The organism is Tsukamurella pseudospumae (genome assembly GCF_001575195.1).
Lineage (GTDB): Bacteria > Actinomycetota > Actinomycetes > Mycobacteriales > Mycobacteriaceae > Tsukamurella > Tsukamurella pseudospumae.
Genome location: NZ_LSRF01000033.1, coordinates 396,782 through 410,279, shown reverse-complemented (window position 1 = coordinate 410,279; position 13,498 = coordinate 396,782). Strand labels below are relative to the sequence as shown.

Here is a 13,498-nt window from a genome sequence, read left to right as displayed (position 1 = left end):
GATTCACGACTACTTGGTCTGCGGAGCTGCGAGGTACGCGGCGATGCCGGCGGCGATGGCGTCGGCGAGTCGCTGCTGGCCGTCGGCCGATTCGAGGACCTTGGCCTCGGCGGCGTCCTTGAGGTTGCCCGCCTCGACGAGCACGGACGGCACCGTCGACAGGTTGAGCCCGGCGAGGTCGGAGCGGGGGTAGAGGCCGCCGGAGCCGATGTAGGTGGCCGGGGTGAAGCCGCCGGAGGTCAGCGCCGAGACCATCGCCTTGGCGTACGTGGGGCTCGCGGTCTGCTGTGAGGGGTTGAGCGGCGGCGAGGAAAGATTCACGTGAAACCCTCGGTTACCGGGGGCGGAGCCGTCGGCGTGGATGCTCACGGCGGCGTCGGCGCCCCAGGTGTTGGCGGCCTCGGCGCGGGCGTCGATGCAGGAGGCGACGGAGGTGTCATCGTTGCGGGAGAGCATCACCTGGGCGCCCGCGGCGGTGAGCACCTGATACAGCTTGTAGGCCACGGCGTAGTTGAAGGTGTGCTCGGGCACACCGTTCACGCTGGTGGTGCCGGTGGTCTGGCAGGGCTTGGTCCCGCCACGACCGGTGGGTACCTGCTTGTTGATCGACGCGTCGTTGGCGCCGTTGTGGCCGGGATCGACGAAGATCTTCTTGCCGCTCAGCGCGCCCGCACCGAGCGGCGCCGCGTTGTTCACGAGTGCCGGCCCGCCGGACGATAGTCTGGAGGGAGCGGCCGCGTCCCGTCGCTGTCCGGCGTCACCGATGGTGCAGCCGGAGAGGACCAGCGCGGGGATCATGGTCGCGGCCAGGAGGGCGGAACGGCGGTTCTTCACAGATCGCACTGTACCGCCCCAACCGGCACAGTGGTATCACGAGTAACATGAATCGGACATAGCGGGTCGTGAGACCGGCGTAGGGAGACAAGCATGCAGCCCGGAGGCTCGATGGAAGACCTGATGGCCCAGGTCGGCGCGATGCAGCAGCAGCTCATGGCGGCACAGCAGGAACTCGCGGTGACCACCGTCGAGGGGCAGGCCGGCGGCGGCCTCGTCAAGGTCGCCGGCACCGGCGACGGCCAGGTGACGGCCGTGACCATCGATCCCAAGGTGGTCGACGCGGAGGATGTCGAGACCCTGCAGGACCTGGTCCTGGGTGCGCTCACCGACCTTCAGAACAACACCGCGGCGGTGGCGCAGCAGAAGATGGGGCCGCTGGCCGGCGGCCTGCCCTTCTGACGGTCGGCACGTGTACGAAGGACCCGTTCAGGAGCTGATCGACGAGCTGGCCAAGCTCCCGGGGGTGGGGCCGCGCGGCGCCCAGCGCATCGCGTTCCACCTCCTGGGGGTGCAGCCCACCGACATCGATCGGCTCACCAATGCCCTCGTCCGGGTGCGCAACGACGTGCGCTACTGCGAGGTCTGCGGCAATGTCTCGGCCGAGATCCGATGCCGGATCTGCTCGGATCCGCGGCGTGACACCTCGAAGATCTGCGTGGTCGAGGAGGCCAAGGACGTGCAGGCCGTGGAGCGCACCCGTGAGTACCGCGGGCTCTACCACGTGCTCGGTGGCGCGCTGAACCCGATCAAGGGCATCGGACCCGACAAGCTGCGGATCCGCGAGCTGCTCGTACGGCTCGGCACCGCGGTCGACGGCGTCGATGTGGACGAGGTCATCATCGCCACCGATCCCAACACGGAGGGTGAGGCCACCGCGGCTTTCCTGGTCCGGATGCTCAAGGACTTCCCGGGCCTGAGCGTGACCCGCCCCGCTGCGGGTCTGCCCATGGGCGCCGAGCTCGAGTTCGCGGACGAGTTGACCCTCGGCCGGGCGATGAGCGGCCGCCGCACCCTCGCCGAGCCGCCCCGCGTGCTCGAAGAGACGCCGCCGAGCTGACCCGTGAACGCCGCTGACGTGCTGGCCCGGCTGGGCGTGCCCGAGGGCATCGTCGCCGTCGACGGGCCGTCCGGGGCCGGCAAATCGACCTACGCGCAGCGCCTCGTCGACGATCTCCGCGCCGAGGGTGCCCGCGTCGCCCTGGTGCGCACGGACCACTACGCGACCTGGGACGACCCGGTGTCGTGGTGGCCGCAGCTCGTGGCCGAAGTGATCGACCCGCTGGTGCGCGGCCGTGACGCCTTCTACCGCCCGATGGTCTGGCGGGAGGGCGTCCCCACGCCGGGCGAGGAACTGCGCCTGCCGTGGGCCCCGCTCATCGTGATCGAGGGCGTCTCCAGTGCGCGTCGTGCCTTCGCCGACCGGATCTCGCTGGCGCTGTGGCTCGACGGCGGCACCGCACAGGAGCGGCTGGAGCGCGCCGTCGCGCGCGACGGCGAGGAGGCCCGCGCGGAGCTCGCGCGCTGGCAGGAGTTCGAGCGCGGTTGGTTCGCGGTCGACGGTACGCGGGAGCGCTGCACCGTCGTCGCCGCGCGGGCCGCCGAATAGGATCCGATCATGCGCCTGCGTGACAACCCGACCGTCGAGGTCTCCCGAGTCCTGAACTGCTCACCCGAACAGGCGTGGGAGTTCGTCACCGACATCGCCTTGCCCACCATTGTCGACGGTGAGCTCGAGCGCGCCGAGTGGCTCGACGGTGCCACCGGCGTCGCCGAGGGGGCGCGGTTCCGCGGGTACAACAGCAACGAACAGCTGGGGCAGTGGACCACCGACTCCGTCGTCGTCGAGGTCGAGGACGGGCGCCGCTGGGTCTGGGCCGTCGGGCCCGAGGGAGCTGCGCCGTGGGCCACCTGGGGTTTCGAGGTCGACCCGTCCCGGCAGGGCGCGATCGTCCGGCAGTGGGCCCGGGTCGGCGACGGTGCCTCGCCCTTCGCCGCCGTGGTCGCCGCGCAGCCCGAGAAGGAGGGGCGCATCGTCGACTACCGTCTCGGCGTGTGGCGGGCCGGCATGGAGGCCAATCTGGACGAGCTCGTGCGGCGGACGGCCTGACCGTGACGGCCGGCTACGCCCTTTTCGACACCGCCGTCGGGCGGTGCGGGATCGCCTGGGGCGCAGACGATGCCGTTACCGCCGTCCGGCTGCCGGAGGAGTCCGACGAGGCGACGGCCCGGCATCTCGGCGCAGGGGCGGATCCGTCCGAGCCGCCCGCCGAGGTCGCGCGGGTGATCGCCGCGATCGTCGACCTGGTCTCCGGTGCGAACCTCGACGACGACCTGTCGTGGGTGTCGCTGGATATGAACGGGCTCACCGATTTCCAGCGTGCCGTCTACGAGGCTGCCCGGCGGATCCTGCCGGGCAGCACCCGTACCTACGGCGAGATCGCCACGGAGATAGGACTTCCCGGTTCTGCGCGGGCCGTCGGGCGGGCGCTGGGCGAGAACCCGTACCCGCCCGTGGTGCCCTGCCACCGCGTGACCGCGGCGAACGGCCGCACCGGCGGCTTCTCCGCCGGTGGCGGCGTTACCACCAAGATGCGCCTGCTCTCCACCGAACAGGCCGTGCTCGGGCTCTGGTGACTACTCCTCCGCTCCCGGCGAAACGACCGTGAGCCCCTCCGCCTCTGCGGCTTTGCGAAGTCGCTTGTCGTAGCTGACGAAGGCAGCGATCTGGTCCCGGATGCTGACGGCCGATGCAAGATGAACGGCGTCGAGCGAGCGCAGGTACGCCGGGCCCACGCTTTCCGCCGCTCGCGCGATTGTCGTGTTCAGTGGGATCGTCACCAGCCGGGATCCTACGAATTGTGCCTGCGGAACGTCGTCCGGATCAGGTGACCGCGCGGCGACACGCGCCATTTCGATCCGGCCGATGACGCTCGTGGTCAGCTCCTCTCCTCCGTCGGTTTGTGCAGCCATCCACGCGGCGAGCGCATCCGATTCGTTCTCCGGGTTCAGCATCTTCGTGAGAGCGGACGTGTCGAGATAGATCACTATTCATCCCGCATTTCCATGAGGATCTCTGTCAACGACTTCTCGCCCGGTTCGCGCGGACGGCGGGCGTTCCGCATCGCTGTGATCGCGGCCAAGTCGAGCGGCCGTTCGGCGGGAATGATCAGTCCCGAGGCCACCAATTCGCGGTACTGGCGCTCCTTCTCGCTCACCGGCACCAGGCGAGCGACGAGCTTGCCGTGGTTGGTCACCTCGATCTCCTCGCCCGCCTCCACACGCGCGAGGTACTTCGAGGCGTGTTGCCGCAGCTCCCGGACCCCGATCTGCTCCATATCCCCGAATGTAGCACTCATTGTGCTACTCATGCGGCGCTCATTTTCGGTTCGTCCGGCCACCCGCCAGCGCTGACCCGGATGATCTCCACTGCCACTTCAGCGACCGCCGTCTCCGGAACGGCCAGCTCGTAGATGACGGACGGGTCGTCGTCGGGGCACAGCTCTTCGTACAACTCGCACATCGTCTCGTAGAGGGAGTCTTCGACGCGGGTGTAGAGGAATCGCAACAGCGTGGCGAGCCGGGCGTCCCTCGCGTCCTTGCGATTCCGTGAAGCCGGATCCGCCGCATCTGAGGTCGGCGTGTGGTTCGACCTCGATCCGTCGAAGGGGATCGCCGGCGTCGCTGCCTGCGTATTCTTCCTCGGCGGCGTCGGCGCTCGTCGGTTCCGCTTCTTCCGCGCGTCCCGCCGCTGCTTGCTCGTTCTGCTCATGAAGTCCCCCCGAACTCTCGATGATGGGGACACGCTAGAACGACCCACTGACAAGTTCTCTCACGAGGGTCGTACTCATCGGATCCGGCGCGAGGCCATGCATCGCACGCATGGCCTCGAGTGTAGAAATGCCTTATGAACAGGGGTGATGTAGCCATGCGTCTCGCGCATGGCTTTCGAGAAGCCACCTGCCTGCTCGCGCCCGCGGACTCACGCCGGGGCGCGCCTACTTCCGCAGGCGCTCGCGGCGCAGCAGCTCCACGTCCGGCAGGTCCAGGGGCTCGAGCGGCCGCCCGGTCGCACGGGAGATCAGGTGGTCCGCGAGCTCGGGATTCCGGGCCAGCGCCGGGCCGTGCATGTAGGTGCCGAGCACGCTGCCCTGCACGACCCCGTCGACCGCCACGCCGGCGCCGTTGCCCGTGCCCCGCACCACGCGCTGCAAGGGTGCGGCGTCCGGCCCCAGAGTCGAGCCGCCGCGGTGGTTCTCGAACCCGGTCAGCGGCTGCGTGAGGCCCTCGATCAGCGGTACGCCCTCCACCTCACCGATGGAGCGCTTCTCCTGCGGTGTCGTGGTCAAGTCGAACAGGGAGATGCCGTCGACGCGCTCGCCCTCGGAGGTCTCGTACCAGTGGCCGAACACCTGGATCGCAGCGCAGATCGCCAGCACCGGAACGCCCTTCGCTGCAGCCTCTTGGAGGCCGGGGTAGCGCGTCATGTGTCGGGTGGCGAGCCGCTGCGCGTTGTCCTCGGCGCCGCCGAGGGTGTAGATGTCGCACGACGCGGGCACCGGGTCGGACAGTGTGATCGGCAGGACCTCGGCGTCGATGCCGCGCAGCCGAGCACGCTGCCGCAGTACGAGCGCGTTGCCGCCGTCGCCGTACGTGCCCATCACGTCGGGCAGCACGAGGCCGATCACCAAGGTGGACTCGGTGATCCGGGTCTCGGATCCGGAGAAGTCGATCACGCGCTCCGCCCTTCCAGTGCCGTGTTCAGGTCGCGGAACGCCGTGTAGTTCGCGAGCACCTCCACGCGCCCGGGCGGGCAGGAGGCGATGGCGGCCAACGGATCCGGGAGCAGGGTGTGCTCGGCGCCGGCGTAGGTCAGCCGCACGGCGAGGTCGGCCCCGCGCTCGCCGGACGCCACGACCTTGCCGTTCTCGAACCGTTCGAACTGCACGTCCCACAGCCAGGACAGGTCCTCGCCGTCGGGTACCTGCCCGTTCACGGCGATCACGAGACCCTCTGCGGTGCCGTCGATCATCGACATGGCCTCCTGCCAGCCCGCGGGGTTCTTGGCGAGCAGCATCCGGACGGTGTGCTCCCCGACGGTGACGGTCGAGTACCGTCCGGCGACCTCCCCGACGGTGCCGACGGCGCGGACCGCCTCCAGCGGATCCGCGCCCATGGCGACGGCGGCGGCGACGGCCTGTGCGGCGTTGCCGCGGTTCGCCCGGCCGGGCAGCGCCAGCACCAGCGGAGCGACGAAGCCGTCCGGCCCGTGGATGTCCGACTCGTCCACCCACCAGTCGGGCTCCGGGCGGGAGAAATCGGTCCCCGTCGAGTACCAGTGGTCCCCGTCGCGGACGATCGGCTCGCCCGAGCGGGGGCACGACGTGGAGTCGCTGGTCCACCCCGCCCCGGCGGCGACCCACACGACGTTCTTCGCGTCGTACGCGACGGAGGTCACGAGCACGTCGTCACAGTTGGCGACCACCGTCAGCTCGGGGTGGGCGTCGACGCCCGCGCGCAGGCGGCGCTCGATGGCGTTGATCTCGCCCACCCGGTCCAGCTGGTCGCGGGAGAGGTTGAGCAGCACGAGCGCCTCGGCGCCGGTGGCATCGAGCACGTGCGGCACGTGCAGCTCGTCGACCTCGAGCGCGGCGAGCGACGCGCCCTGGTGCGCGGTGAGCGCGGCGACGATGCCGGCGTCCATGTTGGCCCCGTCGGCCTGCGTGGCGACCGGGCGGCCCGTCGTGGCGAGGGCGGCGGCGGTCATCCGCGTGGTGGTCGACTTGCCGTTCGTGCCGGTCACGACGACGGTCCGCTTACCGTCGGCCAGCCGGGCCATGAGATTCGGCTCGATCTTGAGCGCGACGAGGCCGCCGATCATCGAGCCCTTGCCGCGCCCGGCGCGCTGCGACGCCCAGGCTGCGGATCGGGCGGCGAGCAGCGCCGCGCGGGCGCGGAGGGGGAGTCCGGGCATGCGTTCCAGGATAGGGCAAGGTGGTTGCATGGCTGAACTGCACGAGGACCGGCAGCGGGCACTGTCGTTCGGGGCGATCGCGGCGGACTACGACCGGCTCCGGCCCCGGTACAGCGAGGTGACCCTCGACGCGATCGCGACGGGCCGCTCGGCCCTGGACGTCGGCGCCGGGACGGGGATCCTCGCCCGGCAGCTGCGGGACCGGGGCCTGGACGTCCTGGCCGTGGAGCCCGACGGTGCCATGGCCGCCCTCGCGCGGGCGTCGGGCGTGCCGGCCGAGGTCGCGACCTTCGAGGAGTGGGACGACCGCGGCCGCACCTTCGACCTCATCACGTTCGGGCAGTCCTTCCACTGGGTGGACGCGGACCGCGCGATCCCGCGCTTCCTGGAGCTGCTCAACCCGGGCGGGCGCGTGGTCCTGCTGTGGAACAAGCTCCGCCCGACGTCACCGCCCAACGACGACCTCCGCGCCGCGAGCAGCGACTACGTGAACGTCGAGGCCGCTGGCGCGGGGACCCCGCACGACCAGATGTTCCGGATGGCCGCGCTGAGGAGGACGTTCGAGGACGCGGGCTTCGCCGTGACCGAGCGCGAGGACGACTGGACCGAGACGCAGCCCAAGGAGCGGTGGCTCGACCTCGTCTTCACCTATTCGTCGCACTCAACGCTGCCGGACGACCGCCGGTCCGCCCTGCGCGCCGCGCTCGCCGCGGTCATCGGCGATCGTGACGTCGAGCTCGCCGCCGGCACGACCGCCCTCATCGCCACCCGGTAGTGGAGCGGGCTTGCGCAGCATCCCGAGCAGGCAGCCGGCGATGACGATTGCCGCGCCGGTCAGGGCGAGGGCCGTCGGATGCTCGCCGAGCACGGCCGCGCTCGCCGCGATGCCGACGACGGGAACCAGGAGCGTCGCCGGCGCCACCGTCGAGGCGGGGTAGCGGGCCATCAGCGCGCCCCACAGTCCGTAGCCGACGACGGTGCTCATGATCGCGATGTAGGCGACGCCCAGGAGCGCGAGGCGGCCCTCGGCACCGTCGAAGCTGTGGGCCAGGGCCTTCCAGCCCGTGGTGGGCCCCTCGATCGCGGCGCTGAGCGCCAGCAGGGGCAGGGGCGGGATGACCGACATCCACAGGGTGAACCGGAAGGGCTCCGACGGTGCCGCGAGTCGCTGTCCGATGTTGCCGAACGCCCAGCTCAGACCACCTAGCAGGGTAAGGGCGACGCCGAGGACGCCGACCCCGGACGCGGCGTCGGCGCGGTCCAGGATGATCAGGGACATGCCGACGACGGCGATCCCGATACCCGCGACCTGCCGGACGGTCAGCTTCTCGTGCAGCAGGACCGCGCCGAGCAACACCGTGAACGGCGCCGAGGACTGCAGGACCAGCGAGGCCAGGCCGGTCGGCATGCCGATGTGCATCGCGGTGAACAGCAGCCCGAATTGGAAGGTGCCCGAACCGATTCCGTAGAGGAGCAGCCACTTCACCGGGCCCTTCGGCGGCCGCACGAACAGCAGTACCGGGACCGCGAGCACCAGGAAGCGCAGGGCGCCGAGGAACAACGGCGGGAAGTAGTCCAGGCCGTAGCGGATGGCGAGGAAGTTGAGCCCCCACAGCACGACGACGGTGAGGGCGACGAGGCGGTCACGGGGGCTCATGACCTCCACTGTTCCGGCGCGCGAGCGGAAGCACAATCGAATACTTCTTGATCAACCATGTAGTCGACCTACATGAACCTGGAATCATGCGGCGCGCAGGTCTGCCGCCGGTGCAGAGCTGCGGTTAGCGTCGCGGAATGACCTTCGAACTGCGCGATCGCACCGTCGTCCTCATCGGGGGAGGCAGCGGGATCGGCCTCGCCGTCGCCCGCCGCGTGATCGCCGACGGTGCCCGGGTCGTCCTGGGTGGTCGCTCGCGGGAGCGGCTCGACGGTGCCGTCGCCGAGTTGGGACCGGGCGCGACGGCGCGGGCCGTCGACACCGCGGATCCCGCGTCCGTGGAGGACTTCTTCGCGGACATCGACACGGTCGACGCACTGCTGACGACCGCGGCCACCTACACGGTGGGTTCCTTCAAGGATCTCGACCCCGATGCCGCACGGAGCCCGTTCGAATCGAAGTTCTGGGGCCAGTACCGCGTGGTGAAGGCCGCCCTGCCGAAGTTCAGCGCCGATGCCGCAGTCGTTCTGGTCTCCGGCGCCGCCAGTGTCCGGCCCGCGGGGCCGGCGGCGCCCTATGTCGCCGCGAACGCCGCGATCGAGGGGCTCGCCCGCGGCCTGGCCGTGGAGCTGGCGCCGGTGCGGGTCACCGCGATCGCGCCCGGCACCGTCGACGGGAACCTGTGGGCGGGGCGGCCCGACGAGGCTCGGGACGCGGCGTTCGCGCACATCCGCCGCGAGGCGGTGCTCGGCAGGCCGGGGACCGAGGACGAGATCGCCGCTGCGGTCGTCCATCTGTTCACGAACACCTACACCACGGGCTCGACGCTGTACGTCGATGGCGGGTACGCCCTGCGCTGAGCCGCGCGTACGCTCACTGCGCATGGACGTCCACCGCCTGCGGATCCTGCGCGAGCTCGCCGACCGCGGCACGGTAGCCGCGACGGCGCGGGCGATGGACATGACCCCGTCGGCGGTGTCGCAGCAGCTCAAGGTGCTCGCCCGGGAGGCCGGGGTGGATCTGCTCGAACCCGACGGCCGGCGCGTGCGGCTCACCGACGCCGGGCTTGCGCTGGTCGTGCGCGCGGAATCGGTGCTGGGCGAACTCGATCGGGCCCGGGCCGAGATGGACCGCTACCGCTCGACGCCGGTCGGTGTGGTCCGGCTGACGCTGTTCCCGTCCGCGGCGGAGCTGCTGCTGCCGGGTGTGCTGCGCCGGACGAGGGCCGCCGGCGTGCGGGTCACCGCGTCGGACGCGGACCTGCCGGGCACGGAACTCCCGGCGATGCTCGCCGACGCGGACATCGTCGTCGCGCACCGGGACGAGCGCGCCGCACCGCTCGGCGGTCCGCGCATCGCCTCTCGCGTCCTCATGCGCGAGCCGATCGACCTGGTCGTGCCCCTGGGACATCCGCTGGCGGACGCGGGCCGGGTCGACGCGACGCAGCTGGCGGACCTGGACTGGATCAGCGTGCGGGACGGCTTCCCCGTCGACGACGTGCTCCGCTCGCTGGCCACGCTTACCGGCGTGCAGCCGCGGGTCGTCCAGCGGATCAACGACTTCCACACCATCCAGGCGATGGTCGCCGCCGATCTCGGCGTGGCGCTCGTCGCCCGGCATGCCGTGACCCATCCGGGCGTCCGCGGGCTGGAGATCGTCGGCGTGCTCGCCGCCCGCATCCTCGAGGTCGCGATCCGGCCCGGCGCCGAGCGCCGCCCCGCGGTCGCCGCGGTCCTGCGGGCCCTCGACGAGGAGGTCGCCGCGGTCCAGCCGTAAGGCGGCAGGAATGTTCGCGCGCGGCAGATATCCTCGCTCGCCCCGCGAATAGTCGGTGTGTCCGGAGATATCTGACGGGGCCGGAGATTTCCGCGGGCGCTAGGAGTCGATAGCGACCTCGGTGGATGCGGCACCGCGGAGCGTGCCCACCTGTTCGGCCTCGTGAGTCACGGCCCTGCGGGCTCGAGCCGAGAGCGGCGCGAAGGGAGTGATGGTGAGGGTCAACCTTTTCCCGTGTTTGCGCGGGCGCCAGGTCCCGGCGATGCGTCCATCGATCAGGACCGTGCCAGGCTCCCCGACGGTGCGCCACACAGCCCGGTGGTGCTCGGGCGCGACGATCACGGAGCGGTCCCGGGCCCGGGTGTAGGGGTCGCGGGGAGGGAGCAGGCGGGTCCCGGCGGGATCCGCTGCGGTCCGCAGGGATTCGAGGTCGTCCGCGTGGACCCACGCGCGCCCCGCCTGCGTCTCGACGCGCTCGAGGTCGGATTCGACGAGGTTCCACCACAGGCCGGCGTCGCCGGCGCGGACGCCGAGCCATGCGGCGAAGTCGGCCTTCGTCGACGGCCCGTAGCAGCGCAGGTACCGCCGGACGAGCTCCGCGCGGGCATCGTCTCCATCCGGTCCCGGGAGGGGGTGGCCCAGCCACTCTTCGACGAGGACGAACGGTGCGGTGTCGTCCTCCCGCGGCGCGAAGCACACGAGCCCGCGCAGAGTGAGGATCCGCAGGCAGAAGTGCACCACGCCCTCGCCGAGCGACTGCCCGGCGGACCACGGCCCGTCGGCGGTCCAGACCGAGCGCTGTGCCGGGCTGAGCTCGGCCGTCATCGCCTCGGCGACCTCCGCCCCGAGCGGGCCGATCGCGAGCCTGCGACCGGACAGCACGGTGGTCGTGCGCACCGCGACGGCGGCGACCGCACCGTCGGCGGACATCCCGAGATCGTCGAGCGCAGGACCGAGCCCGAGAAGGAAGTGCCGGACGGCGGCTTCGGTGCCCGGCAGGACGCCGGCGGTGAAGACGGCGGCACCGTCGACGGGGATGACGAACGGGGCGCCGCGCATGCACCACGTACGCAGCAGGGCGCGGTCGTCGAGGCGCGCGTCGAGGGTGCCGGGGGCGACTCCGGTGACCCGGGCGTGCAGCGCGAGGAGCGCGGATCCGGGCGGGCTGTCCTGGATTCCGCACCGCCCGGCCGCCGTCGGGAGGGCGTCCGGATCCGCCCGCTCGACGAGCCCGTGGGCGCGGAGGCGGTATCCGATGATGCGGTCGTTCGGGAGGGCGGCCACCTCCGTCACGGTAGCGCGCCGACGGGTCCCGAGAATTGACCCCGAGCCGAATACATCCCATGATTCGAGGGGTGACCGTCCGTGAGGAGTCCTCATCCCCCGCCGCGCTGCGAGCGGTCGGTGCCCTGACCTGCGCGGTCGCTCTCATCGTGATGGGGGTCTGCCTGCGGCTGATCTTCGGCAGCTCGTCCGCTGTGCTCTCCGAGATCCGCGATGCCTACGGATTGAACGGCGCGGAGGTCGCGCTGCTCACCACCGGCCCCGTCCTCTGCCTCGGCCTCTTCTCGGCCGCGACGCCCCGCCTGGCCCGCCGGTACACCGCTCCGCTGGTGGCGGCGGTGGCGCTCGCGATGATCGCCGTCGGCAGCGCGCTCCGGATCCTGCCGAGCTGGCCCGTGCTTCTCGGCGGGACGATGCTGGCCGGCGCGGGGATCGCGGTGGGCAACGTGCTCGGTCCCGTCCTCGTACGGATCTTCTTCCCGCACCGGATCGGTCTCATGACGGGCCTGTTCACCGCGATGGTCTGCGTCTCCACCGGGTTCGCCTCCGCCCTGACGGTGCCCGGCGCCACCGCGCTCGGCGGCAGCTGGCGGGGAGCGCTGGCACTCTGGGCGGTCCCCGCGCTGGTCGCGGTCCTGCTGCTCGCCGTGGTGACGGTGCGGTACCTCCGGTTCCGCCGGAACATTCCCGAGGCCGACGGTGCCGACGCGCCGGGTGCCGTCCGGACGGTGCTCCGCAGCCCGGTCGCATGGGCCGTCACCGGCTTCATGGGCCTGCAGTCGCTGCAGGCTTACGCCCTGATCGGTTGGATCCCCACGATCTACCGCGACCGCGGACTGTCCGCGGAGACCGCCGGGGCGATGCTCGCCATCGGCGGGCTGCTCAGCGTGCTGACCGCGCTGACCTTCCCGCAGTGGGCGGCCCGGCGCCGGGAGCAGCGGATCGTCGCGGTGGCGGCCGTGGCGCTGCAGGGGATCGGCGTACTCGGCGTCCTCGCCTTCGGGAACGGAATCGGGGCCTGGATCGCGAACGTCTTCGTCGGCTTCGGCCTGGGCGCGATGATCTCCCTGGCGGTGACGATGATGAACCTGCGCGCAGCGACCACGGCCGAAGCGGTCTCGCTGTCGGCGATGTCGCAGACGGTCGGGTACCTGCTCGCCGCGTGGGGCCCGATGCTCATGGGCGTGCTGCACGGCGTGCACGGGAACTGGAACCTGCCGCTGATCAGCCTCCTGGTGCTCCTGATACCGCTGCTGCTGTGCGGAGTGTTCGCCGGAGGCGATCGCACGGTCGGGGCTCCGTCAGCGCTCGGCGACGGTGTGCAGCCCGGCGGGCAGGAAGCGTAGGAGCAACTCCCGGGCCGCGGCCGAGTCACCGTCGACCAGGTGGGTGAGCTGCGCGCCCTCGTAGAGCGCGATGGCGAAGCGAGCCAGCGACGCCGCGTCGTCGGCGGGGACGAACCTGCGGAGCGATCCCGCCAGACGCTCCCGGACCGCGCGATCGCGCTCGGTGAGCCGTGCCGCGGCGGCCTCGTCGCGGGCGGCGAAGATGGTGAACTCGGTGGAGAGCAGTCCCCAGCGGCGCTCCTCGGGATCGTCGGGCGCGGCGGCGAGAGCAGCGGCCGCGATCGCGTCGTCCAGCGACCCGGCCCCGTCGATCACGGCGGCGACGCGTCCGACCTGCCGCTCGGTGTGCCGGTCGAAGAGGGCGAGGAACAGCGCCTCCTTGCCGGAGAAGTTCGAGTAGAAGGCGCCGCGGGACAGGTCGGCGCGGCGGCAGATCTCGTCCATCGACGCAGCGTGATAGCCGCGCTCGGCGAACACGTCCAGGCCCGCGTCGAGGAACCGCTCCACGCTGCGGGCGCGGGTCTGCTCGCCCTTGGCCATCGCTCGTCCTCTCGTTGACGCGGGATGTGATGCGTGCCATGCTAGCGATAAGTAGAACAGCCAGTCCAGTTATGGGCATCGAGAGGT

Annotated in this window: 18 protein-coding genes; 9 read left to right on the top strand and 9 right to left on the bottom strand. The window is 71.3% G+C overall.

The annotated features are described in order from the left end of the window. Positions 1-9: 9 nt before the first annotated feature. Positions 10-834, bottom strand: a complete 825-nt coding sequence (locus AXK60_RS12450) for an N-acetylmuramoyl-L-alanine amidase (protein ID WP_231855447.1) — start codon at positions 832-834, stop codon at positions 10-12. Positions 835-945: 111 nt separating this feature from the next. Here AXK60_RS12450 and AXK60_RS12445 point away from each other — a divergent pair, with 111 nt between their 5' ends. The 5 genes from AXK60_RS12445 to AXK60_RS12425 are packed head-to-tail and all read left to right on the top strand — an operon-like array spanning position 946 to position 3,471. Next, the gene (locus AXK60_RS12445; protein ID WP_068571536.1) at positions 946-1,236 is read left to right on the top strand and encodes a YbaB/EbfC family nucleoid-associated protein; all 291 of its coding nucleotides are present in this window, start codon (positions 946-948) and stop codon (positions 1,234-1,236) included. 10 nt (positions 1,237-1,246) lie between these two features. Then, positions 1,247-1,894, top strand: coding sequence for a recombination mediator RecR (recR, locus tag AXK60_RS12440; RefSeq protein ID WP_068571415.1), 648 nt, complete (start codon positions 1,247-1,249; stop codon positions 1,892-1,894). Between the two features lie 3 nt (positions 1,895-1,897). After that, positions 1,898-2,443 (top strand): uridine kinase family protein, encoded by a 546-nt coding sequence (locus AXK60_RS12435; protein WP_068571414.1) that lies wholly within the window; start codon positions 1,898-1,900, stop codon positions 2,441-2,443. A gap of 9 nt (positions 2,444-2,452) precedes the next feature. Next, positions 2,453-2,944, top strand: coding sequence for an SRPBCC family protein (locus AXK60_RS12430; protein WP_068571413.1), 492 nt, complete (start codon positions 2,453-2,455; stop codon positions 2,942-2,944). A gap of 2 nt (positions 2,945-2,946) precedes the next feature. Beyond that, positions 2,947-3,471: a methylated-DNA--[protein]-cysteine S-methyltransferase gene (locus AXK60_RS12425; protein WP_068571412.1), complete on the top strand. Its 525-nt coding sequence runs from the start codon at positions 2,947-2,949 to the stop codon at positions 3,469-3,471. Here AXK60_RS12425 and AXK60_RS12420 read toward each other — a convergent pair whose 3' ends face one another. The 5 genes from AXK60_RS12420 to AXK60_RS12400 form a co-directional block, all read right to left on the bottom strand. Further along, a complete protein-coding gene (locus AXK60_RS12420; protein WP_068571411.1) occupies positions 3,472-3,882 on the bottom strand; it encodes a type II toxin-antitoxin system VapC family toxin in 411 nt (136 codons plus the stop codon). It lies immediately after the preceding gene. Next, complete coding sequence (locus AXK60_RS12415; RefSeq protein ID WP_139057912.1) at positions 3,882-4,172, bottom strand: type II toxin-antitoxin system Phd/YefM family antitoxin; 291 nt, start codon at positions 4,170-4,172, stop codon at positions 3,882-3,884. The genes AXK60_RS12420 and AXK60_RS12415 overlap by 1 nt, the downstream gene beginning before the upstream one ends. A gap of 29 nt (positions 4,173-4,201) precedes the next feature. Continuing rightward, positions 4,202-4,606, bottom strand: coding sequence for a hypothetical protein (locus AXK60_RS26445; protein WP_139057911.1), 405 nt, complete (start codon positions 4,604-4,606; stop codon positions 4,202-4,204). A 226-nt stretch (positions 4,607-4,832) separates the two neighbouring features. Continuing rightward, the gene (locus AXK60_RS12405) at positions 4,833-5,540 is read right to left on the bottom strand and encodes a type 1 glutamine amidotransferase (protein ID WP_068571533.1); all 708 of its coding nucleotides are present in this window, start codon (positions 5,538-5,540) and stop codon (positions 4,833-4,835) included. A gap of 26 nt (positions 5,541-5,566) precedes the next feature. After that, positions 5,567-6,808 (bottom strand): Mur ligase family protein, encoded by a 1,242-nt coding sequence (locus AXK60_RS12400; protein ID WP_068571409.1) that lies wholly within the window; start codon positions 6,806-6,808, stop codon positions 5,567-5,569. Between the two features lie 28 nt (positions 6,809-6,836). Here AXK60_RS12400 and AXK60_RS25820 point away from each other — a divergent pair, with 28 nt between their 5' ends. Next, positions 6,837-7,583 carry a class I SAM-dependent methyltransferase gene (locus AXK60_RS25820; protein ID WP_139057910.1) on the top strand — a complete coding sequence of 249 codons (747 nt, stop codon included), beginning with the start codon at positions 6,837-6,839 and terminating at the stop codon, positions 7,581-7,583. Here AXK60_RS25820 and AXK60_RS12395 read toward each other — a convergent pair. Continuing rightward, the gene (locus tag AXK60_RS12395) at positions 7,470-8,465 is read right to left on the bottom strand and encodes an EamA family transporter (RefSeq protein WP_068571534.1); all 996 of its coding nucleotides are present in this window, start codon (positions 8,463-8,465) and stop codon (positions 7,470-7,472) included. The genes AXK60_RS25820 and AXK60_RS12395 overlap by 114 nt on opposite strands. Positions 8,466-8,602: 137 nt before the next feature. Here AXK60_RS12395 and AXK60_RS12390 point away from each other — a divergent pair, with 137 nt between their 5' ends. Next, positions 8,603-9,325 (top strand): SDR family oxidoreductase, encoded by a 723-nt coding sequence (locus AXK60_RS12390; RefSeq protein ID WP_068571408.1) that lies wholly within the window; start codon positions 8,603-8,605, stop codon positions 9,323-9,325. Positions 9,326-9,347: 22 nt separating this feature from the next. Next, on the top strand, positions 9,348-10,241 hold the full coding sequence (locus AXK60_RS12385) for a LysR family transcriptional regulator (protein WP_068571407.1): 894 nt from the start codon (positions 9,348-9,350) through the stop codon (positions 10,239-10,241). Between the two features lie 99 nt (positions 10,242-10,340). On the opposite strand, the gene AXK60_RS12380 is transcribed toward AXK60_RS12385, so the two are convergent. After that, positions 10,341-11,525 (bottom strand): winged helix DNA-binding domain-containing protein, encoded by a 1,185-nt coding sequence (locus tag AXK60_RS12380; protein ID WP_068571406.1) that lies wholly within the window; start codon positions 11,523-11,525, stop codon positions 10,341-10,343. A gap of 71 nt (positions 11,526-11,596) precedes the next feature. Between AXK60_RS12380 and AXK60_RS12375 the strand changes: the two genes are divergently transcribed. Then, positions 11,597-12,871: an MFS transporter gene (locus AXK60_RS12375; protein WP_068571405.1), complete on the top strand. Its 1,275-nt coding sequence runs from the start codon at positions 11,597-11,599 to the stop codon at positions 12,869-12,871. Here the strand turns inward: AXK60_RS12375 and AXK60_RS12370 are convergent. After that, positions 12,827-13,411: a TetR/AcrR family transcriptional regulator gene (locus AXK60_RS12370; protein ID WP_068571404.1), complete on the bottom strand. Its 585-nt coding sequence runs from the start codon at positions 13,409-13,411 to the stop codon at positions 12,827-12,829. The two genes, AXK60_RS12375 and AXK60_RS12370, sit on opposite strands and share 45 nt — an antisense overlap. Positions 13,412-13,498: the final 87 nt, after the last annotated feature.

What these genes read in the sequence shown, in the direction of transcription:
- AXK60_RS12445 (WP_068571536.1), top strand. Translation starts at nt 946, where the DNA reads ATGGAAGACCTGATGGCCCAGGTCGGCGCGATGCAGCAGCAGCTCATG.
- AXK60_RS12430 (WP_068571413.1), top strand. Translation starts at nt 2,453, where the DNA reads ATGCGCCTGCGTGACAACCCGACCGTCGAGGTCTCCCGAGTCCTGAAC.
- AXK60_RS12415 (WP_139057912.1), bottom strand. Translation starts at nt 4,172, where the DNA reads ATGGAGCAGATCGGGGTCCGGGAGCTGCGGCAACACGCCTCGAAGTAC.
- AXK60_RS26445 (WP_139057911.1), bottom strand. Translation starts at nt 4,606, where the DNA reads ATGAGCAGAACGAGCAAGCAGCGGCGGGACGCGCGGAAGAAGCGGAAC.
- AXK60_RS12400 (WP_068571409.1), bottom strand. Translation starts at nt 6,808, where the DNA reads ATGCCCGGACTCCCCCTCCGCGCCCGCGCGGCGCTGCTCGCCGCCCGA.
- AXK60_RS25820 (WP_139057910.1), top strand. Translation starts at nt 6,837, where the DNA reads ATGGCTGAACTGCACGAGGACCGGCAGCGGGCACTGTCGTTCGGGGCG.
- AXK60_RS12395 (WP_068571534.1), bottom strand. Translation starts at nt 8,465, where the DNA reads ATGAGCCCCCGTGACCGCCTCGTCGCCCTCACCGTCGTCGTGCTGTGG.
- AXK60_RS12390 (WP_068571408.1), top strand. Translation starts at nt 8,603, where the DNA reads ATGACCTTCGAACTGCGCGATCGCACCGTCGTCCTCATCGGGGGAGGC.
- AXK60_RS12385 (WP_068571407.1), top strand. Translation starts at nt 9,348, where the DNA reads ATGGACGTCCACCGCCTGCGGATCCTGCGCGAGCTCGCCGACCGCGGC.
- AXK60_RS12370 (WP_068571404.1), bottom strand. Translation starts at nt 13,411, where the DNA reads ATGGCCAAGGGCGAGCAGACCCGCGCCCGCAGCGTGGAGCGGTTCCTC.